This window comes from Streptomyces sp. NPDC032822 (assembly GCF_055578825.1).
Genome location: NZ_JBVIOL010000009.1, coordinates 84,244 through 110,118 on the forward strand (window position 1 = coordinate 84,244; position 25,875 = coordinate 110,118).

Below are 25,875 nucleotides of genomic sequence, written 5' to 3' on the forward strand. Positions count from 1 at the left end.
CTGCGAGAAAGGACCAGGCACGTGCCAGCACCATCCCAGGAGCCCCCCATGACCGCACTTCCGCAGGAGCGCCGCGTCGTCACCGCCATCCCCGGCCCGAAGTCGCAGGAGTTGCAGGCCCGCCGTCTCGCCGCGGTCGCGCAGGGTGTGGGCTCCGTGCTGCCGGTGTTCACCGCGCGCGCGGGCGGCGGGATCATCGAGGACGTCGACGGCAACCGGCTGATCGACTTCGGTTCCGGCATCGCCGTGACCAGCGTCGGCGCCTCCGCCGAGGCCGTCGTCCGCCGGGCCTCCGCCCAGCTCGCCGACTTCACCCACACCTGTTTCATGGTCACGCCGTACGAGGGGTACGTCGAGGTCGCCGAGGCCCTCGCCGAGCTCACGCCGGGTGACCACGCCAAGAAGTCCGCGCTGTTCAACTCGGGCGCCGAGGCCGTCGAGAACGCCGTGAAGATCGCCCGCGCGTACACGAAGCGCCAGGCCGTCGTCGTCTTCGACCACGGCTACCACGGCCGGACGAACCTCACGATGGCGCTGACCTCGAAGAACATGCCGTACAAGCACGGCTTCGGTCCGTTCGCGCCCGAGGTCTACCGCGTCCCGGTGGCCTACGGCTACCGCTGGCCGACCGGCCCGGAGAACGCGGGCCCCGAGGCCGCCGCGCAGGCCATCGACCAGATCACCAAGCAGGTCGGCCCGGACAACGTGGCCGCGATCATCATCGAGCCGGTCCTCGGCGAGGGCGGCTTCATCGAGCCGGCGAAGGGCTTCCTGCCCGCGATCCGCCGGTTCGCCGCCGACAACGGCATCGTGTTCGTCGCGGACGAGATCCAGTCCGGCTTCTGCCGTACCGGCCAGTGGTTCGCGTGCGAGGACGAGGGCATCGTCCCGGACCTGATCACGACGGCGAAGGGCATCGCCGGCGGTCTCCCGCTCGCCGCCGTGACCGGCCGCGCCGAGATCATGGACGCCGCGCACGCGGGCGGCCTGGGCGGCACCTACGGCGGCAACCCGGTCGCCTGCGCCGGTGCGCTCGGCTCCATCGAGACGATGAAGGAGCTGGACCTCAACGCCCGGGCGAAGGCCATCGAGACGACGATGAAGGCCCGGCTGACCGCCATGGCCGAGAAGTTCGACATCGTCGGGGACATTCGCGGCCGGGGCGCGATGATCGCCATCGAACTGGTCAAGGACCGCGCCACCAAGGAGCCGAACCCGGAGGCCACCGCGGCCCTCGCCAAGGCCTGCCACCAGGAGGGCCTGCTGGTCCTGACCTGCGGCACCTACGGCAACGTGCTGCGTTTCCTGCCCCCGCTGGTCATCGGCGAGGACCTCCTGAACGAGGGCCTCGACATCATCGAGCAGGCCTTCACGCGCATCTGACGCAGGCCGTCGTACCCCATCTGTCGCAGGCCTTCCGGCGCGTCCGGCGTCACCGGATCGCGCTCGTTCGCGCTCACCGCAGCTCAGGAGTCCACAGGGGTTTCCGGGGCTGCGGCGACGAACGGCAGAGCGTGTGAAGAAGGTGTGCGAGGTCGCTGTCAGGACTCGATTCCGCCTGTCCCGGGCCCATTCCCTGCCGTAGGTTCTCTTCCAGATGAGAGATACACCCCGCCCACAGGGGACTGTGGGCGACTTCAGGCCGGGGCCTCCCCAGCTTCGACCTGGTCGTGCCCTCGCGCACACAACCGGGGCCTCTGGCTCCGGATCTCCTCACCGATCGGACAGTCGCCCGCCCCAAACCCCCCGGGGCGCGCGACCATCCGATCTGATCGGCCGCCCCGGAACCACCCCCCCTGTTCCGGGGCGGCCGACCTCCTTCTTCCTTCTCGGGCTTCCGGCCCTCCTCTTCGCGCTGATCACCTGGCAGGTCGTGGCCGACGGCCCCCTGCTGCGCCTGGACGAGCGGCTGAGCCGCTCGCTGGTCCACCCGGACCGCGTCTCCGAACTCCTCGCCGACCTCGGCAATGTCCAGGTCGCGGTGCCGGCCCTGGCGCTCGCCCTGGTGTGGGTGGCCCGGCGGACCCGGCGTGCCGGGACGGACCGCTGGTGGCTGCCCGCCACGGCCGCGGCCCTCCTCATGGCGCTGGTCCCGGTGCTGATCATCCCGCTCAAGGAACTCACCGACCGTCCGGGCACCCCGGTCATGCCACCCGGCACCGGCTACTTCCCGTCCGGCCACACGGCCACCGCCGCCATCGCGTACGGCGGCGCGGCCCTGCTCCTCCTGCCCTGGCTGCGCTCGCGGGCTGCCCGCCGCGCGCTCGTCGTCACCTGCGCCACGCTCGTTCTCGCGGTCTCCTTCGGCCTGGTCCGCCGCGGCTACCACTGGCCACTGGATGTCGTGGCCAGCTGGTGTCTGTGTGGGGTACTGCTCTCGTCGCTGTGGCTGCTGCTCGGGCGGGGGACGCCCGGTCGGCGGAAGGAACAAGGGACGTAGGGGCGGGAGCGGAGGTGCGGTCGTCCGCGCCGGCCGCACGGGCGGCCGACGAATGATCGGTGAAGGGGTCCGGGCCCGCCTAGTCGGTCTCCTCCGTCGCCAGGCCCGCCGCCGCCTCGTGCATCGCCAGTTCGAGAAGTGCCGGGTCGGTGAGGGTGCCGGAGCCGTCGGGGGAGACCAGCCAGCGGACCCCTCCGGTGGCGCGGCCCGGATACGGCACCACGATCCAGGTGCCCGCCCCCGCCGTACGGATGCCGGTGCCGAGCCAGCGGGCCGCGGTGCCCGGCGGCACGAAGAAGCCCATGCGGGCGTCGCCGAAGTCGACCAGCACCGGGCCCGGCTGGTCGAGGATGCGGGTGAGGACGTCGAGCGTGGGGTAGCCGAGTTCTCCCGGCAGGATCAGTACGTCCCAGGCCCTGCCGGCGGGCAGCAGCGCGACCCCCAGGGGGTTGCGCTCCCACTCCCAGCGGCAGGCCTCTGGATCCGGTGCGACGGATGCGAGCCACTCCACGGCCGTCTTCGCCCCAGTCATGAGGGGACCTCTCTTTCTCATCGGACGCGGGTCGCGTCACGAGAGAGAGGGAGGTCCCGTCGCCGCATTACGCGGGTTTCCGGCCCTCGTTGGAGTGAACCGGATCACATGTCATCGGATCACGGCTCAGCTGTCGAAGCCGAGTCCGAGCCGGTCCATCGTCCGCAGCCACAGGTTGCGGCGCCCGCCGTGCGTGTCGGCCCGGGCCAGTGACCACTTGGTGAGGGCGATGCCGGTCCAGGCGAAGGGCTCCGGCGGGAAGGGCAGCGGCTTCTTGCGGACCATCTCCAGGCAGGTGCGCTCCGTCCGCTCCCCCGCCAGCAGGTCCAGCATCACGTCGGCGCCGAACCGGGTGGCCCCGACGCCGAGCCCCGTGTAGCCCGCCGCGTACGCCACCTTGCCCTGGTGGGCGGTGCCGTAGAAGGCGGAGAAGCGCGAGCAGGTGTCGATCGCGCCGCCCCACGCGTGCGTGAAGCGGACGCCCTCCAGCTGCGGGAAGCAGGTGAAGAAGTGCTCGGCGAGCTTGGCGTACGTCTCGGGGCGGTCGTCGTACTCGGCGCGCACCCGGCCACCGTACGGGTAGATCGCGTCGTAGCCGCCCCACAGGACGCGGTTGTCGGCGGACAGCCGGAAGTAGTGGAACCGGTTCGCGGAGTCGCCGAGGCCCTGCCGGTTCTTCCAGCCGATCGACGCCGACTGCTCGGGGGTCAGCGGCTCGGTCATCAGCGCGTAGTCGTAGACCGGGACCGTGTACGCCCGTACCCGTCTGACCAGGTTCGGGAAGATGTTGGTGCCGAGGGCGACCCGGCGGGCCCGGACCGAGCCGTACGGAGTGCGGACGGCCATCCCGGAGCCGTACGGCTTCAGGGTGAGGGCCGGGGTGTGTTCGTGGACGCGGACGCCGAGTCGGACGCACGCCCGTTTCAGGTTCCAGGCGAGCTTGGCCGGGTGGAGGAGGGCGACGCCCCGTCGGTCGTACAGGCCGGCCTGGAAGGTCGGTGAGGACACCTGCTCGCGCACGGCCTCGGCGTCCAGGAACTCGACGCCCTCGGCGAGACCCTCGCGTTCCATCTCCTCGTACCAGTCGCGCAGTTCACGTGCCTGGTACGGCTCGGTGGCCACGTCGATCTCGCCGGTGCGCTCGAAGTCGCAGTCGAGGTCGTGCCGGGCGACCGCCTTCTCGATCTCGTCGAGGTTGCGGGCGCCCAGCTCCTGGAGCCGGTGGATCTCGCCCGGCCAGCGCGTCAGGCCGTTGGGCAGACCGTGGGTGAGGGAGGCGGCACAGAAGCCGCCGTTGCGGCCCGAGGCGGCCCAGCCCACCTCGCGGCCCTCCAGCAGGACGACGTCCCGCCACGGGTCGCGCTCCTTGGCGAGGAGCGCGGTCCACAGTCCGCTGTAGCCGCCGCCGACGACCAGCAGGTCGCAGGTCTCGGCGCCGGTGAGCGCGGGCTCGGGGTGCGGCTTGCCGGGGTCGTCCAGCCAGTACGGCACCGGCTGGGCTTCGGAGAGCGACTTCGTCCACCTGCTCATGGCGCTCGGGGCCATGATCCCAACTCCCTACACGGTGTTTCCGGTTATGCCTTCTGCCTGTTGCGGCGGTTCGAGATGACCATCGAGGTCAGCACGAACAGGACGGCGACGAGGAACATGGCCGTACCGATGACGTTGATCTGAACGGGCGTTCCGCGCTGTGCCGATCCCCAGACGAACATGGGGAAGGTGACGGTCGAGCCCGCGTTGAAGTTGGTGATGATGAAATCGTCGAAGGAGAGCGCGAAGGCGAGCAGCGCGCCCGCCGCGATCCCCGGTGCGGCGATCGGCAGGGTGACCCGGACGAAGGTCTGCACCGGTCCGGCGTACAGGTCCTGGGCCGCCTGTTCCAGGCGCGGGTCCATCGACATCACGCGGGCCTTCACCGCCGTGACGACGAAGCTGAGGCAGAACATGATGTGGGCGATGAGGATCGTCCAGAAGCCCAGCTGCGCCCCCATGTTGAGGAACAGGGTGAGCAGTGAGGCCGCCATGACGACCTCGGGCATCGCCATCGGCAGGAAGATCAGCGAGTTGACGGCGCCCCGCGCGCGGAAGCGGTAGCGGACCAGCGCGAAGGCGATCATCGTGCCGAGGACGGTCGCGCCGAGCGTCGCCCAGAAGGCGATCTGGAGACTGAGGGACAGTGAGCCGCACATGCCGGCGACGCCGCAGGGGTCCTTCCAGGCGTCCGTGGAGAACCGCTGCCATTCGTAGTTGAAGCGCCCCTTCGGTTTGTTGAAGGAGAACACCGTGACGACGATGTTCGGCAGCAGGAGATATCCGAGTGTCAGCAGGCCGCCGATGACGACGAGATGGCGCCTGAGCCAGGCGACGCCCGTGCCGAAGGTACGACTCCTTCGCGTGACCATCTAGACCAGATCCTCCGTTCCGGACTTGCGGATGTAGACCGTGACCATCACGAGGATCGCGGCCATCAGGATGAAGGAGAGCGCCGCCGCCGTCGGGTAGTCGAGGATCCGCAGGAACTGGGACTGGATGACGTTGCCGACCATGCGGGTGTCGGTGGAGCCGAGCAGGTCCGCGTTGACGTAGTCGCCGGCCGCCGGGATGAAGGTCAGCAGCGTGCCGGAGACCACGCCAGGCATCGACAGCGGGAAGGTCACCTTGCGGAAGACGGTGGCCGGCCGCGCGTAGAGGTCGCCCGCCGCCTCGTGGAGCCGGCCGTCGATGCGTTCCAGCGAGGAGTACAGCGGCAGGACCATGAAGGGCAGGAAGTTGTACGTCAGACCGCAGACGACGGCGAGCGGGGTGGCCAGCACGCGGTCGCCGGAGGTCCAGCCGAGCCAGCCGGTGACGTCCAGGACGTGCAGGGTGTTGAGGGCGCCGACGACCGGGCCGCCGTCCGCGAGGATCGTCTTCCAGGCGAGGGTGCGGATCAGGAAGCTGGTGAAGAACGGCGCGATCACCAGGATCATGATCAGGTTCCGCCAGCGGCCGGCCCGGAAGGCGATCAGGTAGGCGAGGGGGTAGCCGAGGACCAGGCACAGGACGGTCGCCGAGCCCGCGTAGAGCACCGAGCGCACGAACTGCGGCCAGTACTCGGTCAGCGCGTCCCAGTAGGTGGCGAAGTGCCAGGTGACCTGGTAGCCCTCCTCCAGGGAGCCCGTCTGCACGGACGTGGAGGCCTGGTAGATCATCGGCAGCGCGAAGAAGACCAGCAGCCACAGGATGCCGGGCAGCAGCAGCCAGTACGGGACGAGGCGACCGCGTCCGCGCGGGGGCTTCTTCTCGGGGACGGGCGCCAGGGGTGGCGCTTCGGTGACCGTGGCCATCAGGCCGCCGCCCCTTCCTCGACACCCGCGTCGATGTCCTGCGCGGCGTCCAGGCCGAAGGTGTGGGCCGGGCTCCAGTGCAGGACGACGTCGGCGCCGGGCACCAGGCGCGGGTCGCGGTCGACGTTCTGGACGTAGACCTCGAACTCGGGGCAGACCGCGCTGTCGATGACGTACTGCGTGGAGACGCCGATGAAGCTGCCGTGCGCGATCGTGCCGGTGATGCGGTTGCGGCCCTCGGGGATCTCGCCCGCGTCGTCGGCGTGGGTGAGGGCGATCTTCTCGGGGCGGACGCCGACCAGGACCTTGCCGCCGGTGCGGGTCGGGGCGGAACAGCGTGCCTCGGGCAGGACGAGCTTGCCGTCGCCCGCCTTGAGGACGATGTCCTCGCCGCTCTTGGAGTCGACCTCGGCCTCGATGAGGTTGGAGGTGCCGAGGAAGTTGGCGACGAAGGTGGTGTGCGGGTTCTCGTAGAGGTCGGTGGGCGAGCCGAGTTGTTCGACGCGGCCGGCGTTCATCACGGCGACCGTGTCGGCCATGGTCATGGCCTCCTCCTGGTCGTGCGTGACGTGGATGAAGGTGATGCCGACCTCGGTCTGGATGCGCTTGAGCTCCAGCTGCATCTGACGGCGCAGCTTGAGGTCGAGGGCGCCCAGCGGCTCGTCGAGGAGGAGCACCTTGGGGGTGTTGATCAGCGCCCGGGCCACGGCGACGCGCTGCTGCTGGCCACCGGAGAGCTGGTGCGGCTTCTTGCGCGCCTGCTCGCCGAGCTGCACGAGGTCGAGCATGTCCTCGACCTGCTTCTTCACCGACTTGATGCCGCGCCGGCGCAGGCCGAAGGCGACGTTCTCGAAGATGTCGAGATGCGGGAAGAGGGCGTAGGACTGGAAGACGGTGTTCACCGGCCGCTTGTACGGCGGGAGACGGGTGACCTCCTGGTCGCCGAGGAAGACCGTGCCGGAGGACGGTTCCTCCAGGCCCGCGATCATGCGCAGGGTGGTGGTCTTGCCACAGCCGGAGGCGCCGAGCAGCGCGAAGAAGGAGCCCTGCGGCACGGTCAGTTCCAGCGGCTGTACGGCGGTGAAGGAGCCGTAGGTCTTACTGATGCCCGTAAGGCGGACGTCGCCGCCGTGGTCGGTCTTGTTCGTCGTCACGGTGGTCACGCCCCAGTCAGCTTGGCGAACTTCTCTTCAAAGGCCGTCTCTTCCTTCGCGCTCAGGGAGCGGAAGGCGTGGGACTTCTCGGCCGTGGCCCGGTCGGGGATGATCAGCGGGTTGTTCGCCGCATCCTTGTCGATCTTCTCCAGCTCGGTCTTCACCCCGTCGACGGGGCACACGTAGTTGATGTACGCGGCGAGTTCGGCGGCCGGTTTCGGCTGGTAGTAGTAGTCGATGAGCCGTTCGGCGTTCGTCTTGTGACGGGCCTTGTTGGGGATCAGCAGGTTGTCGGTCGACGTCATGTAGCCGCTGTCCGGGATCACGAAGTCGATGTCGGGGCTGTCCGCCTTCAGCTGGACCACGTCCCCGGCCCAGGCCACGCAGGCGGCGAAGTCGCCGCTGGTCAGGTCGGAGGTGTAGTCGTTGCCGGTGAAGCGGCGGATCTGGCCCTTGTCGACGGCCTTCTGGAGGCGGGCGATGGCCGCGTCGTAGTCGTCGGCGGTGAAGTTCGCGGGGTCCTTGCCCATGTCGAGCAGGGTCATGCCGATGCTGTCGCGCATCTCCGAGAGGAAGCCGACGCGTCCCTTGAGCCTGGGGTTGTCGAGGAGGTCGGAGAGGGACTTCACCTCGACGCCGTCGAGCGCCTTCTTGTTGTAGGCGATGACGGTGGAGATGCCCTGCCAGACGTACGAGTAGGCGCGGCCGGGATCCCAGTCGGGGTTGCGGAACTGCGCCGACAGGTTGGCGTAGGCGTGCGGGAGGTTCGACGGGTCGAGTTTCTGGACCCAGCCCAGGCGGATCAGGCGGCCGGCCAGCCAATCGGTGAGGACGATGAGGTCGCGGCCGGTGTCCTGGCCGGCGGCGAGCTGCGGCTTGATCTTGCCGAAGAACTCGTTGTTGTCGTTGATGTCCTCGGTGTACTTGACCTTGATGCCGGTCTGTTCGGTGAACTGGTCCAGCGTCGGGTGGTGCTTGTTGCCGTCGTCGACGTCCATGTACTCGGTCCAGTTGGAGAAGCTGACGGTCTTCTCCTTCGCCGAGAGGTCGTCCGCGGAGACGCCGCCCTGGGTCTTGCCCGCCGCGGGGATGCCACAGGCGCTCAGGGCGCCCGTTCCGCCGACCGCGAGCGCGCCGCCCGCGGAGGCGCGCAACACGGACCGCCGGGTCATGGCGGCCCTGCCGCTGCGGAGGCTGCGCCGCATGGCGGCCACCTGGGCCGGGGACAGGCGGTCGGGCTCGTACTGCTCCATGCGCGTGTTGCCCTTTCGGGAGGATGGGAGCGGCCGCGGGTCAGGCGGCCTGAATACGGCTATCGGTCCCCGAAGATCGTGCGGTGCCAGTCCTTGCGGGCCACCGCCGTGTTGTCGAACATGACGTGCTTGATCTGGGTGTACTCCTCGAACGAGTACGCGGACATGTCCTTGCCGAAGCCGGACGCCCGGTATCCGCCGTGGGGCATCTCGCTGATGATCGGGATGTGGTCGTTGATCCACACACAGCCCGCCTTGATCTCGCGGGTGGCGCGGTTCGCCCGGTAGACGTCACGGCTCCAGGCGGAGGCGGCGAGGCCGTAGGGAGTGTCGTTGGCCAGCCGGACACCTTCATCATCATCGTCGAACGGCAGTACGACCAGCACCGGGCCGAAGATTTCCGACTGGACGATCTCGCTGTCCTGGGCGGCGTCCGCCACCAGGGTGGGGCGATAGTACGCACCGTTCTTGAGCTCACCCTGTGGGGCCTCGCCGCCGGTCACCACGCGCGCGTGGGCACGCGCCCGGTCGACGAAACCGGCCACCCGGTCGCGCTGGGCGTGCGAGATCAGCGGGCCGAGGTCGGTGCCGGGGGCGAAGGGGTCACCGAGCCGGACGGTCTCCATGAGGGCGGCCGTCCGCTCGACGAACGCCTCGTAGAGGGGCCGCTGCACATACGCGCGCGTGGCGGCCGTGCAGTCCTGCCCGGTGTTGATGAGCGCGCCCGCGACCGCGCCGTTGGCCGCGGCCTCCAGGTCGGCGTCGTCGAACACGACGAAGGGCGCCTTGCCGCCCAGCTCCAGGTGGAGGCGCTTGACGGTCGCGAGGGCGACCTCGGCGACGCGCTTGCCGACGGCGGTGGAACCGGTGAAGGACGTCATGGCCACGTCCGGGTGGGCGACGAGGTGTTCGCCGGCCTCCTTCCCGGTGCCGGTGACGATGTTGACCACCCCGTCGGGGAGCCCGGCGTCGGTCGCCGCCCGCGCGAACAGCAGCGAGGTGAGCGGGGTGAGTTCGGCGGGCTTGAGGACGATGGTGTTGCCCGCGGCGATCGCCGGGAGGATCTTCCAGGCGGCCATCTGGAGGGGGTAGTTCCAGGGCGCGATGGAGCCGACGACACCGATGGGCTCACGGCGGACGTAGGAGGTGTGGTCGCCGGAGTACTCACCGGCGGACTGCCCCTGGAGGTGGCGGGCGGCACCGGCGAAGAACGCGATGTTGTCGATCGTTCCCGGGACGTCGAACTCCCGGGTCAGCTTGAGCGGCTTGCCGCACTGGAGGGACTCGGCGCGGGCGAAGTCCTCGGCGCGCTCGGCGACCACGGCGGCGAAGCGGTGCAGGGCGTCCGAGCGCTCGCCCGGGGTGGCCGCGGACCAGCCGGGGAAGGCCGCGCGGGCGGCGGCGACGGCCGCGTCCACGTCGGCGGCGCCCGCCAGCTCGTACGTGTACACCGGCTCGCCGGTCGAGGGGTCGACGACCGCGTGCGTGCGGCCGGAGGTGCCGCGGGTCGGGCGCCCGGCGATGAACTGCGCGCCGTCCGCGAAGCGTTCCTGGGCCGGAAATCGTTCCGGGGTGGTATTGCCCGGGTTGTGCATGTCGCTCTCGCTCTCCTCCGCCGTCGCCCCGCGTCGGCGCGAAGGCGGGTATGGCGTAGCTCCAGCTCGATTTGAGTGCCGATCCTGGCAGAGCAAAGGGCGTCCAACAAGTGATTCCGTTGTTGCCTTTTGGTTACGCGACGGAATCTGTCGACCAGGTGTCGAGTCACCATGGAAAAGGGAGGACGGAGTGACAGTGGTGCCTGCCAGACTCGCGTGCATGGAAGGTCAAACGGGGCGGACGGGAAAGATCGACTCACGGGAAACGCTGGTCAAGGCGGTCCTGGCGGGCGCGAGGATCAAGTATCTGCACTTCTGGGGACATCGGCCGCGACCTGACGGCCGTGTCGGGGCGAGCTGTCTGAGCCAGTGGTGGCCGTCACCGTTCGTGGTCGACTCGGTGGTCTACGCGACCGCCGAGCACTGGATGATGGCGGGCAAGGCGCGGCTTTTCGCAGACCCGGAGGCGGAACGGCGGGTGTTGGCGGCCGGGCATCCGGCCGAGGCCAAGAAGGCCGGGCGGCTCGTGCGCGGCTTCGACGAGGCGGTCTGGGAGCGGGAGCGTTTCGGGATCGTGGTCGAGGGCAGCGTCCACAAGTTCGCCGCGGACCCCGCGCTGCGGGCGTTCCTGCTGAGCACCGGTGACCGGGTGCTGGTGGAGGCGAGCCCCGTGGACCGCGTGTGGGGCATCGGCCTCACCGCGGACGACGAGGCGGCCGGGGATCCGCGGCGGTGGCGGGGGCCGAACCTGCTGGGGTTCGCGTTGATGGAGGCGCGGGAGCGGCTACGGGGGCCGCTCGGCCCACACTGACGCCCTCGGTCCGGCCACATGGCCGGACGGATGGTGCCGGCCACGCGGCTGACGGGTGGCCGACTGCACGTCCGACTCGGCCCCGCGGATGGTGCCGGCTCCACGGCTGGTCCGGCCCTGCGGATGGCGCCGGATCCACGGAGGCCCTGGCCCTGCGGCTGGCCCGGCCCTAGGGCTGCCCGGCCCTGCGGCTGCTCCGGTCCCACGGAAGACGCCGGCTCCACGAATGACCCGGCTCCGCGGATGGTCCCGGCTCCACGAATGACCCGGCCCTGCGGATGGCTCCGGATCGACGGATGGTGCTGGATCGACCGGATGGTTGGGACCCACGGATGGTCCGGGTCGCCCTACGACACGAAGAACAGCAGGGCGATCATGCCGACGGCCAGGATCAGTCCCGTCGAGCCGCAGATGATCCCGGCCAGCGCCTGGCCGGGATTCGTGGCCTCCCCCCGTCGTGTCTTCTGGCGGGCGATCACCCCGAGGACGATCGCCAGGATGCCGCCGAGGATGGCGAGGGGCCAGAGGCAGAAGCCGACGACGGAGACGATGCCGATCACCAGCGCGGCCGTGCCCATCCCGTTGTTCGGGGCGGGTGCCATGCCGGGCCAGCCGTAGTAGCCGCCGACGCCGTGGGCCTGCGGGCCGTGGGCGCCGTAGCCGGGCGGGGCCGGGTAGCCGTAGCCGCCGGGGTAGCCGTACGGCGCCTGGCCGGGACCGCCCGGGGCGACGGGCGGCGGCGGGACCTGCTCGTGCCCGTAGGGCGCACCCGGGACGGGCCCGGGGTTCGGCGGGGCGAAGGGGTTGTCCGAGCCGTTCACCGGGGCCGTCGAGTTCGGCGGGGCGAAGGGCGAGGACCAGGGCTGCGGGGTTCCGGCGCGGTCGGCAGGGGGTACGGCGTCGGCCGGCCCGGTTCCGCCCACGCCCGGCATGGACGTGACCGTCTGCTGGTCGTGCACGGAGGAGGCCGGGAGGGGGGACGTCGGGGCGGAGGCCTGCGTCGCGGAGATCTCCGGGACGGCCGTCGGGGGGATGTCGGCGATGGTGGCACCGGGGCCGGGGACGGCGTCCTGCGGCGGGGTCGGCCAGGTCTTCGGGGCGGGGTCGGCCGGCGCGGCCCACGGGTCGCGGGGAGCCTCGGCGGGCTCGCCGGTTCCCCCCGCCGGTGCGGACCGGTGTGCGGTGTCGTCCTGCGCTTCCGGCGTCTGCGGCTGCTGCGCGTCGTCGGACATGCGCGGGCCCCCCTCTGTTGAACGTGCCGTCATGCTAAGGCCCGAGCCCGTCCGGCGGGACCCCGGCCTACGATGATCCCGAGTCACCGATCAGCCGATCACCCGCGTCCCTCCGTGCCGTACTCCGGACGGGGACGCCGTTCCCGGGGAGGAACCTTGACCGAACACCTCATCGAACCCAGCGTCCCGCGCGACCTGCACGCGTTCATCGCGTCGCTGCCCAAGGCCGAACTGCACGTGCACCACGTCGGCTCCGCCTCCCCGCGGATCGTCTCGGAACTGGCCGCCCGCCACCCCGACTCGCAGGTGCCCACCGACCCCGAGGCCCTGGTCGACTACTTCCAGTTCACGGACTTCGCGCACTTCATCCAGGTGTACCTGTCCGTCGTCGACCTGATCCGCACCCCGGAGGACGTCCGGCTGCTCACGTACGAAGTGGCCCGGGACCTGGCCCGGCAGCAGGTGCGGTACGCCGAGCTGACCATCACGCCGTTCTCCTCGACCCGCCGCGGTATCGACGAGGGCGCCTTCATGGAGGCGATCGAGGACGCCCGCAAGGCGGCCGAGGCCGACTTCGGGACCGCGCTGCGCTGGTGCTTCGACATCCCCGGCGAGGCCGGTCTGGAGGCCGCCGAGGAGACCACACGGCTGGCCACCGACGACCGGCTGCGGCCGGAGGGGCTGGTGTCGTTCGGGCTCGGCGGACCCGAGATCGGCGTACCTCGGCCGCAGTTCAAGCCGTACTTCGACCGGGCCATCGCGGCGGGCCTCAGGTCGGTGCCGCACGCCGGTGAGACGACCGGACCGGAGACGGTGTGGGACGCGCTGACCCACCTGCGCGCCGAGCGCATCGGGCACGGCACCAGTTCCGCGCAGGACGAGAAGCTCCTCGCCCACCTCGCCGAGCACCGGATCGCGCTGGAGGTGTGCCCGACCTCCAACATCGCCACGCGCGCGGTCCGCACCCTCGACGAGCACCCGATCAAGGAGTTCGTGCGGGCCGGCGTGCTGGTCACCATCAACTCGGACGACCCGCCGATGTTCGGCACCGACCTCGACAACGAGTACGCGGTCGCCGCCCGGCTCCTCGACCTCGACGAGCGGGGCCTGGCCGAGCTGGCCAAGAACGCGGTGGAGGCGTCCTTCCTCGACCCGGCCGGCAAGGCCCGTATCAACGAAGAGATCGACACCTACACCGCGGCCTGGCTCGCCCCCTGAGTCCGAAGGGCTGCTGACGCCGACACAATGGACGCATGCAGAAGCTGACCGCCGTGGCCCACCGCGGCGACCCCTACCGCGTCCGTGAGAACACGATCGACTCGCTGCGTTCCGCGCTCCGACGGGGCGCGGACGCGGTCGAGATCGACGTACGGCTCACCCGGGACGGCGTGCCCGTCCTGCTGCACGACGAGACGCTGAAGCGGCTGTGGGAGCACGACCGCCCGCTGCGGTCACTGTCGGCGGACGAGGTGCGCGGCCTCACCGACGGCCAAGTGCCCACCTTGGCCGAGGCGTTGGCCGCGACCGAGGGCGGCCGGGTGATGCTCGACCTGCCCGGCACGTCCGAGGTGCGGGTGGCGCGCCGGATCGTGGACGTCGTGCGGGAGCACGGGGCCCAGGAGCGCGTGTACTACTGCGCCGACGCCACGGCCATGCTCGCCGTGCGCGCCGCCGACCCGGCCGCCGAGATCGCCCTGACCTGGACGACTCTCGCCCCGCCGCGGCCCGCCCTGCTGGCCGCGGTCCGGCCGCGCTGGCTGAACTACCGCTTCGGGCTGGTCGACCACGCCCTCGCCGAACGCGTCCACCACGACGGCTACCTGCTCTCCGTCTGGACCCCCGACACCCGCCGCTCGATGCGTCGACTCGTCACTGCGGGCGTCGACTCGATCACCAGCAACCGCGTCGACGTGCTCTGCGCACTGCGGGACGGCGACTGACGACCGACGGCGCCCGGGCTCTCGGCCACGCGGACTCCACCGGCGGGGCGACCACCTGGGCGTCCGCACCCCTCCCCACCCGCAGCCCGATCAGCGGCGCGGCCGTCGTCTCCGGCAGTCCGGACCGGTCCGGTCCCCCGGCGTTCGGGGACTCGCAGCCGAGGTCGCGTACGCGTCGTCGTACGACGGAGAAAGCGCCCCGCACCGGGGAACGGCGAGCGGGCGGCCGTCGAAGACGGGTGCGGTGAGGCGCCGGACGTCGGCACGACGGAGGTCGAAGGCCTTCACGACGGCGATCAGGTGAGGGAGGCACCAGAGCGCTGGACGCGTGATTCCTGAGGGACGGTCGCCGGGTCGGTGGGGGTTGCGCGGGTGGCGTACTGCGGGACGGGGGTGTCGTCGCCGCCGGTGTCGCGGGTCAGGCCGTAGCGGGTCACTCCCTCGGGGGGACCGGTCCGGATGTCCTGGTCGACCGCGTCCCAGGTGGTGGGGAAGACGATCACGCCGTAGTCGGCGCCGCGTTCGTTCTGGTTGAGGGTGACGGTGCCGTCGACGTAGAAGTACTCGTTCTGCCACATCTGTTGGGTGCCGTCCGGCAGGACCGTGTAGCCGGTGGTCCGGTTGCCCATGCCGGTGGCGGAGCTGTCGGTGGCGCTGACGGGGTCGTCCATGCGGCGTCCGCCGCCCGAGGCGACGTGGAGGATCCGGCCGTCGAGTCCGGTCCAGGCCGGCATGACCAGTGCGCCGGGGCGGGACTGCGGGGAGATCTGCCAGCGCACCAGGACGTAGCCCTGGCCGCTGAGCGTCACCTTCTCGCCGCGGTGCTGCATGACGGCCTTCGCGCCCCAGGTGCTGGTGATCCCGCTCTCGGGGCGGTGCGGCAGCGGCGCGGGCTCGGTGTCCGGGTCCGGTGCCCGGTCGACCGCGTCGACGACCGTGCCGTACGGGTCGGCCTTCGTCTTCGACGGCGAGGGGGTGGGGGTCGGGGTCGTGCGCGGGGAGGCGGACGGAGGGGGTGCGGGCGCGGAAGTGGCCGGCGGGGCGGAGCTGGTGACGAGGGCGCGCGGGGGCGGGGTGGGGTCCGGGGGGCGTGTGACGACGTACGCGCCGCCCGCGACGAGGGTCGCGCCCGCCGTCATGGCGACGGCCGGTTTGGTGAGTGCGCCCAGCACCTTGGTGGACCAGCCGACGGAGGTGGCCGCGGTGGCGGCGGCCGTCTTGCCGCCGAAGGCCAGCGAGAGGGTGAAGCCGACGGGGACCGGGACGAGCGCGATCCCGACGAGGAGGCGTTCCGCGGGGACGACCGGTTCGCGGGTGTCACCGCAGTAGCCGCAGCCGCGCAGATGCCGGGCCAGCCGTTTGCGCCAGACCGAGTCGGGCCGGCCGTTCCAGCGGGCGGTCACCTCGCGCAGGTCCGGGCAGGCGCCGTCGAGGGCGCGCACGATGCCGCGCGAGGTCTCCAGGCGTTCCTTCATCCGCTGGACGCGGACGGCGGCGTGCTGCCGGCTGACGCCGACGGCCGCGGCGAGTTCGCGCCGGGTCAGTTCGCCGGCGACCTCCAGCCACCACAGGGACAGGAGTGGGCGGTCCTCGTCGTCGAGCCAGCGCACCGCCTCCGCGACCTCGCGCCGCTGTCCCTCCAACTGGAGCCTGAGGACGGTCAGTTCGGCGAAGTCGGCGGCGTCGGAGGCACTCTGGGGGGCCGACTCGTCCAGCCGGTCGGTGGTCCGGCGGCGGGCCCGGTCCCGGATCTGCCGCATGGCGATGGCCACCAGCCAGGACCGGAAGCTGTCCGGGTCGCGCAGGGAGCCGAGGTTGCCGACGGCCCGCAGCATCGTCTCCTGGACGACGTCGTCGACGTCGGCGTGACCGTTCAGGGCCCGGCCGACGATGTTGTACACCAGTGGCAGCCAGCCCGCGACGAGCTCGTCCAGCGCCCGCCGGTCACCGGCCTGCGCGGCGGCGATGGTGGAGCGCCAGTGCTGGGTTTCCACGGGGCCCTTTCGGTGACGGGGGTGCTGGGAGCGATGAGGGTGACGGCTGGGGTCTGTGGGTTTCTGCACGCACCCTCTCAGGCGGGCCGGGGCTGTCGTATGTCCGGGATCACAGTGCGGAGACGGCGTGAAGGGGACGCGGATAACGGTTTTTCGCCGCCCCGGGCGCGCCCTTAGGGGTGGGCCCTGACAACCTCCTTTCCCTGTAAGGGACTTACTTGGGGCAGGCCCAGGGTCGATGTCCTCCTCGCCGACGATCCGAAGGAAGGACGTGCCATCGGAGGCTGATCACCACCACATCCGCCGACCTCTGGAGCAGTCGCATGCGCGCCCGCCGTCGTACGACCGTCCTCGCCACCTCGCTCGCCCTGGCCCTCGGTGCCGCCTCGATGGCCGCGCCCGCGTTCGCCGCCTCCGGACCGGCCGCCGCCCCGATATCCGCGCACCACAGGCCGGCCCACGCCCTGGACACCGAGGCCCTGCGCGCCGCGCTGCGGAACCTCCCCGACCAGGACGCGACCTCCGCGCTCGTCCGGGTCGGCGGCACGGACGGCACCTGGCGCGGCAGCGCGGGCGTGCACGATCTGGCGAGCGGGTCGGCGGCGGATCCGGACGCCCGGTTCCGGGCCGGGTCGACGACGAAGGTGGTGACGGCGGCCGTCGTCCTGCACCTGGTGGCGGAGGGGAAGGTGCGGCTGGACACGCCCGTGCAGCGCTACCTGCCGGGGCTGCTCGGCAAGGACTTCGAGCCGATCACCGTACGGCAGCTGCTGAACCACACCAGCGGCATCCAGCCGGGCGACGGACTCGGGGACACCTTCGAGGAGGTGTACGCGCACCGGTTCGAGACGCTCGCCCCGCGCCGGGTCGTGGCGTCGGCGGCGGCGAAGGGACCGGAGTTCCGGCCGGGCCGTCAGCAGCACTACCTGAACATCAACTACACGATCCTCGGGCTGCTGACGGAGAAGGTGACCGGGGAGTCGTACGCCGACGCGGCGGCCCGGCGGGTGCTGAGGCCCGCCGGGATGCGGGACACCTACTTCCCCGGCACCGACCCGGCGATCCGGGGGCCGCACAACCGGGGTTACCAGGCGGTGAAGCGGGCCGACGGCACCACGGAGTTCCTCGACGTGACCGAATGGAACCAGGCCGACCGCTTCGCGGCCGGGGACATGATCTCCACCACCGCCGACCTGGAGCGGCTGGTCGTCCGGCTCTTCCGCGGCGACCTGGTCCCCCGGCCGCAGCTGAAGGAGATGTTCACCGTCCCCTCGCGGATCGAGGGGGCCACCATGAGCGCCGGCCTGCAGAGGTTCGAGTTCGAGGGCCGGGTCTACTGGCTCAAGTCGGGCGCCCGCTACGGCTACGGCACGCTGATCGCCGCGACCCGCGACCTCTCGCGCACCCTGGTCGTCTCCGTCGGCGCGACGGACGCGAAGGGCGAGGGCATGAACCCCGTGACGGAGCAGATCGCCCGCGCGGCGCTCAAGTAGCCCACGCGGTCAAGTAGTTCATGCGGTTCATGCGCTTCACACGGTTCACGTAGCCCAAGTGGCGGGCGCCGGGCGCGCGTTCGCGGTCAGCCCCTCCAGGCGCTTGATCTTGTTCCGCACGACGTACAGCGGGATCACCCCGAACACCCCGAACGACAGGTCGATCACGCTCCACCAGAAGGGGATGCCCCGGAGCGGCCCGCAGATCAGCGCGAGCGGCACGATCCCGGCGCAGGCGATCATGCCGAACTCGACGACCCAGATGTTGCGTACGGGGTCGCGGTAGGGGCCGTAGAAGGCGACCGCGATGACGAGGTGCGCGAAGGCGAGCCAGTCCGTGCCGTAGAGGAGGAAGGGGTAGTCGGCGTCGGCGGTGTCGAGCCCCTGCCGTACGCGCACGATCCAGTCCATCAGGGCGTCCGGCACGGGCAGGTGTCCCAGCAGCTCCTCGGTCCAGCGCAGTTCGTGGACCAGGGGGAAGGCGGTGGCGCCGCTGAGCACCAGGCAGACGACGAAGAGGGCCAGCCAGACGCGGATGCCCTTGAGCAGGGCGGCTCTGTCGTTCATGGCAGCAGCCTACGCCCCGAATTGAACATGTTCAAAAGAGTTCCGGACAGGGTGCCTCGGGCCCGGAGAACGACGCGTGGGCACGCGCGAGGCCACGGGTCCGCCTCCGCCGCCTGCCGACTAGTCCGCGCCCAGCAGCCCGCTCAGCTCCCCGCGCCGCCTGATGCCCAACTTCTTGTAGGTGCTGGTGAGATGGGTCTCCACGGTGCGTCGGGCGAGGTGGAGCAGGGCGGCGATCTCCGTGTTGGTGTGGCCGTCGGCGGCCAGCCGGGCGATGCGGCGCTCGCTGTCGGTGAGGGAGCGGGATCCGGTGCGGGCGGTGGTCACGCCGCGCCCGCCGCCCTCCCGCAGGGCTTCCTCCGCGAGGGCCAACTGCCGCAGCACGCCCCGTCGTTCGGCGCGTTCGGCCGCTTCCCGCAGGCAGGCGCGGGCCCGGGTACGGTCCCCGGCGGCGGTCAGCTGCCGGCCCTGGGCGATCAGCGCGGCCACCAGTTCCGTCTCCGTCGCGGCCGACGCGTCCCGCAGCAGTCGTACGGCCTCCTCGGCCAGTTCCAGACCCCGGCGGCCCCCGGTGGCCGTGCCGAGGACGCGCAGGGCGCGGCCGACCGTGCGGGGGGTGCCCCAGACCCGGGCCAGGCGCAGTTCCTCCGCGGCGAGGGTGAGCGCCTCCCGGGGGTGGCCGAGGGCGAGCCGGCACTCGGCGGCGGCCGTCCGCCAGGGGGTGACGACCGGGCTGACCACCTCACGGGCGGTCTGGCGCCGGCCGCACTCCAGGAAGTCGTGCAGTGCTCCGGCCCGGTCTCCCGCGGCGGCGCGCTGTACGCCCCGCGCGTACAGGAAGCGGTTCAGTTCCCAGGAGTCGGGCGCCTCCCGCAGGTCGAAGCCGTTCGCGAGGCGGGCCGCCTCGGCCGTGCGGCCGGTGTCGACGAGCGCGACCAGGGTGAGGGCGTGCACGTTGGAGGGGCCCGCGGCGGAGAGTACCGGGGGTTCGGCCGGGAGGTGCGCGTACTCGCCGCGCGCCGCCGCGATGTCGGCCCGGGTGTTGAGGAGCGCCTCGTGCATGGGGTGCAGCAGGTCGGGGCGTTGCCCGGCCAGGCCGCGGTCCACCAGCCGGTCCGCCTCGTCGAGTTCGTCGGCCCACTGGGCGACCACGGCGGCCGTGCCCAACAGGAAGGGTTCGGTGAGCGGATCGGCCGACTCGGCGAGCAGGTCGTGCACCCGCCGCATGGCGTCGGCCGCCGAGGTGAGGCCCGCGGTGGCCGCGTACCGCACGAGGAGGGCCCGGACGGGCGGGCCGACGAGTTCGGGTGAGCGTTCGGCGGTGTCGCTCAGCCGCCGGTACACCTCCCGGCGGACCGTCTGGTCCTGGTCGGACAGGAGGGCGGACGCGCTCTGCAGGATGGTGGCCAGTTCGGGGCGGTCGTCGAGCTGGCCGTCCACCGTGAGCAGCACCTCCACGGCGGCGCGGGTCCGGCCGCGTCCGGCGAGCGCGGTGCCCAGCGCCACGGCGGCGCGCACCCGGTCCTGCGGTGCGCCCGGCAGGTTCAATGCCTCGGTGAGGCGGGGGATCCCGGCCGCGGACTCCCGTACCGCGACCTCCAGGGAGCCCAGTTCGGTCAGCAGCCGCTGGCGGCGCCCGTCGGACAGCGGCTCGTCCAGGGCCCGGCGCAGGAAGTCGACGGCGTCGTCGGGCCGGCCCTCGCTCAGGGCCTGGGCGGCGGCGTCCTGGAGCACGGCGGGCGTCCAGTCGGCGCCCACCGGGTCGGACAGCAGGAGTTGCCGGGCCACCGTCTCGGTCGGGGCGCCGCGGTGCAGCATCGCCTCGGCGGCCGCCCGGTGCGCCGCGCGGCGCCGGGTCGCGGGCACGCCGGTGAGCACCGCGTCCCGCAGCAGGGGATGGGCGTAGTGAGGCCGGCCGCCGGGCCCTCCCGTCGCGCGCTCGCCGTCCGCCCGGAGGACGGCCCTCGGGCCGCCGGCCCGTGTCGCCGTGGGCACGTACTCCCCCCGGCGCCCCCGCCAGTCCCCCACGGGACGCTCCCCTCGCCCCGCCACCCAACGCCCTCCCCGGCCCTCCGGCCAGGGTTCTCCACGGTCCCCCGCCCAGCGCTCTTCCGACTCCTCACCTCGGGGCTCTCCCCCGCCCTCCGCCCAACGTCCCCCGCGGTCCCCAGCCCAGGGTTCTCCGCGGTCCCCAGCCCAGCGCCCCTCCGGCTCCTCGCCTCGCCGCTCTCCCCGGTCCTCGGCCCGACGTCCCCCTCGGTGCTCCGCCCAGACTTCTCCCCGGTCCCCCGCCCAGCGTTCCCCTCGGTCACCGGCCCGGCGCCCTTCCCCGTCCTCTCCCCGCCGGTCCTCGGCCCGACGTCCCCCTCGGTGCTCCGCCCAGACTTCTCTCCGGTCCTCCGCCCAGCGTTCCCCTCGGTCACCGGCCCGGCGCCCTTCCCCGTCCTCTCCCCGCCGGTCCTCGGCCCGACGTCCCCCTCGGTGCTCCGCCCAGACTTCTCCGCGGTCCCCCGCCCAGCGCTCTTCCGGCTCCTCGCCTCGGCGCTCTTCCCGGTCCCCCGCCCGGCGCTGTCGTGGTACCTGGTGCGGATCGGTGCACGGTGTCGTGCAGGTGGGCCGGTGTGGGCAGGCGGCGGGGCCGGGGCGCAGGAGGCCGAGACCGGTCATCGCGGTGAGCCAGCCCGCCACCCGGGCCGGGTCGGCGTCCGCCAGGCCGGCGAGCAGTGCGACGAGGTTCTCGGCGGGACAGCCGGGGTCCTGGGCGACCGTGTGGTCCCAGCCCTCGTCGAGGGCGGCGAGGGCCCGCGCCACCTCCGCCGTGCCGGGTCCGGCACTGTCCAGCCACCACGACACGGCCTCCGGGTAGGCCCCGGGGTAGAGCGCCGCGGTCGTCGCCGGGAACGCCGGGTGGCGGCCGGGGGCGTCGAGGTCGTCGAGGAGGGCGCGCAGCAGCACCGGGCTGCCCGCGCCGGCCCGCACGCAGTCCTCGACCCATGAGTCGGCGGCGTCCGGGAACCGGGCGCGCACGAGAGCGGCGGCCGAGTCCGGGCCGATCGGGGCGAGGGTGTGGGTGTGCACGAGGGCGGGCGGCAGGGTGTGGGCGAAGCCGGGCACGGGCGGGTCGATGTCGTACTGGCTGCGCTCGGTGACGGCGAGCAGGACCGGTACGGGTAATCGGCCCACGTGCCGGGCGGACTCCACCAGCCAGCGGTGCGAGGGCGCGTCGGCGAGGTGGACGTCGTCCACGGCGACCAGCAACGGGGACGTGTCGGCGTACGAGCGCAGGATCCGCCACAGCTCGGTGGCCTGTTCCCGTTCGCTGCCCCGCAGGTCGTCGTGGGCGAAGCCCGTTTCCGAGCCGAGGAGTTGGAGTACGGCGGCGAAGGGCACGGTGGCGTCGCCGGGTGAGCACCGGGCGCGCAGCACCCGCATGCCGTGTCCGGCGGCGGCCTCCGCGGCGGCGTCCAGGACGGTGGTCCGGCCGGTGCCGGTGGCGCCGCGCAGCAGGACGAGGCCGCCGGCGCCGGCCCGGGCGCGCGCGGCCCGGTCCGCCAACAAGGCGGCGGCTTCCCGGTGTTCGCGGGGCTGTTCGTGGGTAGGTGCACACAGCTGTTCACGCTGAGGTTCGGACATCCCTGCCTCCTTGCTCGGACGTGACGTCTTCTGCCGACGAGGACGAGGACCGTGGGCAGGCGGTGCCGTGACAAGTGCCACGACGGCCGGATCCAGACCCCCGGGAACCGGACGAACCGTCGCTCTCGTGGTGGTCGTGCGGCCGATCTCGTGGTGCTGCTCGTGGTGCTCCACGATTGCGCCGGTCCCACCCGCCCCACGAGTGTGAACAGCGCACGCCTGCCACCGACTCCACCCGGGTGGCGCGTACGTGGACATAGGGGAGACGGTTGCTCAGCTCTACGCGGACCACAGGCTCCGGCGCCGCCGACACACCGGAGCGGATACCGGTGACGGTGCACGCCCCGGACCCGATCTCGCGCGAGGGAGCGCTCAGCCAGTTGCGCCGGTTCCCGGAGGTCGACCTCCGGGAGGAGAGCGAATCCGGGCCCGGCACGGTGGCGCTGCTCATCGAGGACGTGCTCGACGAGACCGCCCTGACCCGGCTGCGCCGTCTGGTGCGCAGCGAGGGAACGCGGGCGGTGCTCGTGGTGGGCGCGCTGCGGGAGAGCGAACTGCTCGATGTGATCGAGTGTGGGGTCGGTGCCATCGTGTGGCGCCGGGAGGCCACCGCGACCCGGCTGGTGCAGGCCGTCGTCGCCGCCGCGCGCGGTGACGGGGATCTGCCGTCCGACCTGTTGGGCCGGCTCATCAACCAGGTGGGCACGCTGCACCGCAGCGCCGCCGGCCGGTCCGGCACGCCGTCGTCGGGGCTGTCACCCCGTGAGGTGGACGTCCTTCGGCTGGTGGCCGAGGGGCTCGACACCGGAGAGATCGCCAGCAAGCTGTCCTACTCCGAACGCACCGTCAAGAACGTCATGCACGGGCTGACCACCCGACTGCATCTGCGTAACCGGGCGCACGCCGTGGCGTATGCCCTTCGGGAAGGCTACATCTGACCGAACGTGCATCCGAAATCGACTCTCCGGGCAACTCGGTCTGCCCCCTCGTCGTCCCCGGCGTGCCTGCGGGACGGGCGGCACGGAGGGCAGGATCGGATACGACGGCCGCGAAGTGCCGGATCCAGTACGGCGGCCGCGGTGCCGCAGCGGGTACGACGGCCGGTGACACGCGGGGTTGAGCACGGCAGGGCGGGAGCACGACGGTGATCCACGAAGTGGACGAGGTACTCAAGAACCTGCTCAAGAGCGGTGCGTTGGCGGGTTCCGGTATCGACGTGGCCCTTGAGGCACCCACCCGCGACTGGGCGGCCCGCCGCAACGCCCCCACGATCAACGCCTACCTGTACGACATCCGCGAGGACATCAACCGCCGCCAGCGGGGGCAGGTCCCGGTCTACGACGAGCAGGACATCGTGGTCAAGCGCCGCCAACCACCGCGCTGGTTCCGGCTGTCGTATCTGCTGACGGCGTGGACGAAGCTGCCCCAGGACGAACACCGGCTGCTGTCCGCCGTGCTGGCCACACTGATCCCGCGCGAACTGCTCGCCCCCTCCGAACTGCCCCCCTCGCTGTCCCAATTGGGTCTGTCGGTGCCGATGTCGGTGGCGGGCATCCAGACCGAGTCGCGGTCCCTCGCGGAGATCTGGTCCGCGCTCGGCGGCGAACTCAAGCCGTCCCTCGACCTCGTGGTCACCGCCCCCTTCCCGGCCTACCCCGAGTACGACGTCGGTCCGCCGGTCACCGAGGGCGCGGCGCTCCGGGTGCGCCCCCTGGACGGCACGGCGGACGCGGAGGAACGCGCGCACCGGCCCCGGCAGGTGGCCGCGATCCGTGCCGCCCGCAACGCCGCGCGGCGCGGCCGAGGCCGGGACAGGACGACGTGACCACGGAGTCACCCGTACGCGAGACGACCGAGCCGAAGCCGCCGTACGACGATCCGGCCGTCGCACTGCTCGGCCGCCTCGACGGTCTGCGGGACCGGGTCGCCCTGCTGGTCGACCACCGTGCCGCCGACGACCCCACCGCCTCCGATCCGCTGCGCGGCCTCTACCTGTCGGAGGAGGCCGTACGGCATCTCCTGCGCCCGGTGGAGCCGCCCCACGCCGACCACTTCGGCGGCGTCGACGCCCTGGGGGCCACGACTCCGGACGACCGGCTCACCGACCTGTGCGTACGCCTGGGCCTGACCGAAGTCGACGCCGCCCTCCTCCTCATCGCGCTCGCCCCGGACCTGGACCGCACCTTCGAGCCGCTGTACGGCTACCTCAACGACGACGTGAGCCGACGGCGGGCCACGGTCGCGCTCGCCCTCGACCTGTGCGGTGTCCCGGTCCATCTGGTGGGCGCCCGGGCCCGGCTGCACCCCTCGGCCCCGCTGTCCACGCTCGGCCTGCTCACCGTGGAGGAGCCCGAACGCCCCTTCCTCAGCCGCTCGTTGCGGGTCCCGGACCGGCTGGTGGCGCACCTCCTCGGCGACGACACCCCCGACGCCACCCTCGCCGGTCATCTGCACCGGCTGACCCCGCCGCCGGAGTCGTACGACGACGAGGAGCGGGGCGCGGACGGGGAGTTCGCCCGCTTCGTGCGTCTGCTGGCCGCGCGACTCGCCTCCGGTCCGCCGTTCACCGTCTACCTCCGCGAGGCCCGCGAGGGCGACGGACTCGCCTGTGTCGCCGCCGCCCTGCACACGGCGGGCCTCCCCGCGCTGCGCTTCTCCGGCCCGGAGGACCGCGTCCCCGACCTGCTGCGCGAGGCCCGACTCGGCGGCCGGGCGGTCGTCGTCTCCGGCCTGCCCGACCAACCGGCGGCGCTGGTCCGGCAGTTGGCCGCGACGACCGACGTGTCCGTGCTGATCGCCGGACCACGCCCCTACGATCCCTACTGGTGCGACCACGACCCCCTGGTCCTGGACGCGCCCCCGCAGCGCGCCGGAGTGGTGCGGACCTGGTCGGACGCGCTGGGCGAGGAGCCCGGCTTCGACCTGGCGGCCACCGTCGCCCCGTACCATCTGGCCGGCGACCACATCGTCCGCGCCGCCCGTGCGGCCCGGGCTCTCGCCGGCTTCGACGGCACCCCGCTGACCCCCGCCCATCTGCGGCTCGGCGCCCGCCAGCAGTCGGCGTCGGGACTGGAGCAGCATGCCCGGCGGATCCGGCCCGCCGTCGACTGGCAGGACCTGGTGCTGCCCGAGCGGCCCCTGACCCAGTTGCACGAACTCGCCCTGCGGGCCCGCCACCGCGACCGGGTCCTCGGCGACTGGCGGCTCAGCGCGGGCGGCGGCCGGGGCCGGGGTGTCCTCGGTCTGTTCGCGGGCGAGTCGGGCACCGGCAAGACGCTCTCCGCGGAGGTCGTGGCGGCCGAACTGGGCCTGGATCTCTATGTGGTCCAGCTGTCGTCCGTGGTCGACAAGTACATCGGCGAGACCGAGAAGAACCTCGAACGCATCTTCACCGAGGCCGACCGCACCGACGCCGTGCTGCTCTTCGACGAGGCCGACGCCGTGTTCGGCAAGCGGTCCGAGGTGAAGGACTCGCACGACCGGTACGCCAACATGGAGAGCGCCTACCTGCTCCAGCGCCTGGAGTCCTTCAGCGGCATCGCGCTGCTCACCACCAACCTGCGGGCCAACATCGACGAGGCGTTCACCCGGCGCCTGGACCTGGTCGTCGACTTCCCGTTCCCGGACGCCGGGCAGCGCCGCGCCCTGTGGCGGCACAGCCTCTCCCATGTGCCGCGCACGGACGACATCGACTTCGGGGCGGTGTCCGACGACTTCGAGCTGGCGGGCGGTTCCATCCGCAGTGCCGTGGTGACGGCCGCGTATCTCGCCGCCGGACGCGGCGACCCGGTCACCACCGCCGACCTGCTGGAGGGCGCGCGGCGCGAGTACCGCAAGGCGGGGCGGCTGGTTCCGGGCGAGGGGACCTGGTAGCGGGACGAGGGCCCCGCCCGCCGGGGCTCGTC

Annotated in this window: 20 protein-coding genes; 9 read left to right on the forward strand and 11 right to left on the reverse strand. The window is 72.2% G+C overall.

Annotated elements, in window-relative coordinates; translation table 11 throughout:
- Positions 1-48: 48 nt before the first annotated feature.
- Together gabT and ACZ5VD_RS25420 are read left to right on the forward strand one after the other, a co-directional pair.
- Positions 49-1,383, forward strand: coding sequence for a 4-aminobutyrate--2-oxoglutarate transaminase (gene gabT / locus ACZ5VD_RS25415; protein ID WP_468552461.1), 1,335 nt, complete (start codon positions 49-51; stop codon positions 1,381-1,383).
- Positions 1,384-1,873: 490 nt separating this feature from the next.
- Entirely contained in the window at positions 1,874-2,440 is a 567-nt protein-coding gene (locus tag ACZ5VD_RS25420; RefSeq protein ID WP_468683417.1) for a phosphatase PAP2 family protein, read from the forward strand.
- Between the two features lie 79 nt (positions 2,441-2,519).
- On the opposite strand, the gene ACZ5VD_RS25425 is transcribed toward ACZ5VD_RS25420, so the two are convergent.
- From ACZ5VD_RS25425 to ACZ5VD_RS25455, 7 genes are all read right to left on the reverse strand, one after another.
- Positions 2,520-2,972, reverse strand: coding sequence for a bifunctional DNA primase/polymerase (locus tag ACZ5VD_RS25425; protein ID WP_468552459.1), 453 nt, complete (start codon positions 2,970-2,972; stop codon positions 2,520-2,522).
- 126 nt (positions 2,973-3,098) lie between these two features.
- Positions 3,099-4,517, reverse strand: a complete 1,419-nt coding sequence (locus tag ACZ5VD_RS25430; RefSeq protein ID WP_468683420.1) for an NAD(P)/FAD-dependent oxidoreductase — start codon at positions 4,515-4,517, stop codon at positions 3,099-3,101.
- Positions 4,518-4,546: 29 nt separating this feature from the next.
- The gene (locus ACZ5VD_RS25435; RefSeq protein WP_468552457.1) at positions 4,547-5,374 is read right to left on the reverse strand and encodes an ABC transporter permease; all 828 of its coding nucleotides are present in this window, start codon (positions 5,372-5,374) and stop codon (positions 4,547-4,549) included.
- A complete protein-coding gene (locus ACZ5VD_RS25440) occupies positions 5,375-6,298 on the reverse strand; it encodes an ABC transporter permease (RefSeq protein WP_468552456.1) in 924 nt (307 codons plus the stop codon). It lies immediately after the preceding gene.
- Positions 6,298-7,461, reverse strand: coding sequence for an ABC transporter ATP-binding protein (locus ACZ5VD_RS25445; protein ID WP_468683423.1), 1,164 nt, complete (start codon positions 7,459-7,461; stop codon positions 6,298-6,300). Before ACZ5VD_RS25445 ends, ACZ5VD_RS25440 begins: the two co-directional genes overlap by 1 nt.
- A complete protein-coding gene (locus ACZ5VD_RS25450; RefSeq protein ID WP_468552454.1) occupies positions 7,458-8,705 on the reverse strand; it encodes an ABC transporter substrate-binding protein in 1,248 nt (415 codons plus the stop codon). Before ACZ5VD_RS25450 ends, ACZ5VD_RS25445 begins: the two co-directional genes overlap by 4 nt.
- Before the next feature lie 59 nt (positions 8,706-8,764).
- Positions 8,765-10,300, reverse strand: coding sequence for a gamma-aminobutyraldehyde dehydrogenase (locus ACZ5VD_RS25455; RefSeq protein WP_468683425.1), 1,536 nt, complete (start codon positions 10,298-10,300; stop codon positions 8,765-8,767).
- 220 nt (positions 10,301-10,520) lie between these two features.
- Between ACZ5VD_RS25455 and ACZ5VD_RS25460 the strand changes: the two genes are divergently transcribed.
- Positions 10,521-11,111 (forward strand): NADAR family protein, encoded by a 591-nt coding sequence (locus ACZ5VD_RS25460; RefSeq protein ID WP_468552452.1) that lies wholly within the window; start codon positions 10,521-10,523, stop codon positions 11,109-11,111.
- A 347-nt stretch (positions 11,112-11,458) separates the two neighbouring features.
- Here the strand turns inward: ACZ5VD_RS25460 and ACZ5VD_RS25465 are convergent, their stop codons facing one another.
- Positions 11,459-12,343 carry a DUF4190 domain-containing protein gene (locus ACZ5VD_RS25465; RefSeq protein WP_468683427.1) on the reverse strand — a complete coding sequence of 295 codons (885 nt, stop codon included), beginning with the start codon at positions 12,341-12,343 and terminating at the stop codon, positions 11,459-11,461.
- Positions 12,344-12,499: 156 nt separating this feature from the next.
- On the opposite strand from ACZ5VD_RS25465, the gene ACZ5VD_RS25470 reads away from it, so the two are divergent.
- Together ACZ5VD_RS25470 and ACZ5VD_RS25475 are read left to right on the forward strand one after the other, a co-directional pair.
- The gene (locus tag ACZ5VD_RS25470) at positions 12,500-13,561 is read left to right on the forward strand and encodes an adenosine deaminase (protein ID WP_468552450.1); all 1,062 of its coding nucleotides are present in this window, start codon (positions 12,500-12,502) and stop codon (positions 13,559-13,561) included.
- Positions 13,562-13,596: 35 nt separating this feature from the next.
- Positions 13,597-14,283 (forward strand): glycerophosphodiester phosphodiesterase, encoded by a 687-nt coding sequence (locus ACZ5VD_RS25475; RefSeq protein WP_468552449.1) that lies wholly within the window; start codon positions 13,597-13,599, stop codon positions 14,281-14,283.
- Between the two features lie 296 nt (positions 14,284-14,579).
- Here the strand turns inward: ACZ5VD_RS25475 and ACZ5VD_RS25480 are convergent, their stop codons facing one another.
- Entirely contained in the window at positions 14,580-16,277 is a 1,698-nt protein-coding gene (locus ACZ5VD_RS25480) for an RNA polymerase sigma factor (protein WP_468683428.1), read from the reverse strand.
- Positions 16,278-16,600: 323 nt separating this feature from the next.
- Between ACZ5VD_RS25480 and ACZ5VD_RS25485 the strand changes: the two genes are divergently transcribed.
- The gene (locus tag ACZ5VD_RS25485) at positions 16,601-17,770 is read left to right on the forward strand and encodes a serine hydrolase domain-containing protein (protein WP_468683430.1); all 1,170 of its coding nucleotides are present in this window, start codon (positions 16,601-16,603) and stop codon (positions 17,768-17,770) included.
- 45 nt (positions 17,771-17,815) lie between these two features.
- On the opposite strand, the gene ACZ5VD_RS25490 is transcribed toward ACZ5VD_RS25485, so the two are convergent.
- Together ACZ5VD_RS25490 and ACZ5VD_RS25495 are read right to left on the reverse strand one after the other, a co-directional pair.
- A complete protein-coding gene (locus ACZ5VD_RS25490; protein ID WP_468552446.1) occupies positions 17,816-18,337 on the reverse strand; it encodes a hypothetical protein in 522 nt (173 codons plus the stop codon).
- A gap of 120 nt (positions 18,338-18,457) precedes the next feature.
- Entirely contained in the window at positions 18,458-21,970 is a 3,513-nt protein-coding gene (locus ACZ5VD_RS25495; protein ID WP_468683431.1) for a helix-turn-helix transcriptional regulator, read from the reverse strand.
- 269 nt (positions 21,971-22,239) lie between these two features.
- Between ACZ5VD_RS25495 and ACZ5VD_RS25500 the strand changes: the two genes are divergently transcribed.
- The 3 genes from ACZ5VD_RS25500 to ACZ5VD_RS25510 all read left to right on the forward strand — a co-directional run bounded on the left by ACZ5VD_RS25500 (position 22,240) and on the right by ACZ5VD_RS25510 (position 25,843).
- On the forward strand, positions 22,240-22,908 hold the full coding sequence (locus tag ACZ5VD_RS25500; RefSeq protein ID WP_468552444.1) for a helix-turn-helix transcriptional regulator: 669 nt from the start codon (positions 22,240-22,242) through the stop codon (positions 22,906-22,908).
- Between the two features lie 206 nt (positions 22,909-23,114).
- Positions 23,115-23,795: a Pvc16 family protein gene (locus ACZ5VD_RS25505; protein ID WP_468552443.1), complete on the forward strand. Its 681-nt coding sequence runs from the start codon at positions 23,115-23,117 to the stop codon at positions 23,793-23,795.
- Positions 23,792-25,843 carry an ATP-binding protein gene (locus ACZ5VD_RS25510; protein WP_468683433.1) on the forward strand — a complete coding sequence of 684 codons (2,052 nt, stop codon included), beginning with the start codon at positions 23,792-23,794 and terminating at the stop codon, positions 25,841-25,843. Before ACZ5VD_RS25505 ends, ACZ5VD_RS25510 begins: the two co-directional genes overlap by 4 nt.
- Positions 25,844-25,875 lie beyond the last annotated feature (32 nt).

What these genes read in the sequence shown, in the direction of transcription:
- gabT (WP_468552461.1), top strand. Translation starts at nt 49, where the DNA reads ATGACCGCACTTCCGCAGGAGCGCCGCGTCGTCACCGCCATCCCCGGC.
- ACZ5VD_RS25425 (WP_468552459.1), bottom strand. Translation starts at nt 2,972, where the DNA reads ATGACTGGGGCGAAGACGGCCGTGGAGTGGCTCGCATCCGTCGCACCG.
- ACZ5VD_RS25430 (WP_468683420.1), bottom strand. Translation starts at nt 4,517, where the DNA reads ATGGCCCCGAGCGCCATGAGCAGGTGGACGAAGTCGCTCTCCGAAGCC.
- ACZ5VD_RS25435 (WP_468552457.1), bottom strand. Translation starts at nt 5,374, where the DNA reads ATGGTCACGCGAAGGAGTCGTACCTTCGGCACGGGCGTCGCCTGGCTC.
- ACZ5VD_RS25440 (WP_468552456.1), bottom strand. Translation starts at nt 6,298, where the DNA reads ATGGCCACGGTCACCGAAGCGCCACCCCTGGCGCCCGTCCCCGAGAAG.
- ACZ5VD_RS25450 (WP_468552454.1), bottom strand. Translation starts at nt 8,705, where the DNA reads ATGGAGCAGTACGAGCCCGACCGCCTGTCCCCGGCCCAGGTGGCCGCC.
- ACZ5VD_RS25455 (WP_468683425.1), bottom strand. Translation starts at nt 10,300, where the DNA reads ATGCACAACCCGGGCAATACCACCCCGGAACGATTTCCGGCCCAGGAA.
- ACZ5VD_RS25460 (WP_468552452.1), top strand. Translation starts at nt 10,521, where the DNA reads ATGGAAGGTCAAACGGGGCGGACGGGAAAGATCGACTCACGGGAAACG.
- ACZ5VD_RS25465 (WP_468683427.1), bottom strand. Translation starts at nt 12,343, where the DNA reads ATGTCCGACGACGCGCAGCAGCCGCAGACGCCGGAAGCGCAGGACGAC.
- ACZ5VD_RS25475 (WP_468552449.1), top strand. Translation starts at nt 13,597, where the DNA reads ATGCAGAAGCTGACCGCCGTGGCCCACCGCGGCGACCCCTACCGCGTC.
- ACZ5VD_RS25485 (WP_468683430.1), top strand. Translation starts at nt 16,601, where the DNA reads ATGCGCGCCCGCCGTCGTACGACCGTCCTCGCCACCTCGCTCGCCCTG.
- ACZ5VD_RS25490 (WP_468552446.1), bottom strand. Translation starts at nt 18,337, where the DNA reads ATGAACGACAGAGCCGCCCTGCTCAAGGGCATCCGCGTCTGGCTGGCC.
- ACZ5VD_RS25495 (WP_468683431.1), bottom strand. Translation starts at nt 21,970, where the DNA reads ATGTCCGAACCTCAGCGTGAACAGCTGTGTGCACCTACCCACGAACAG.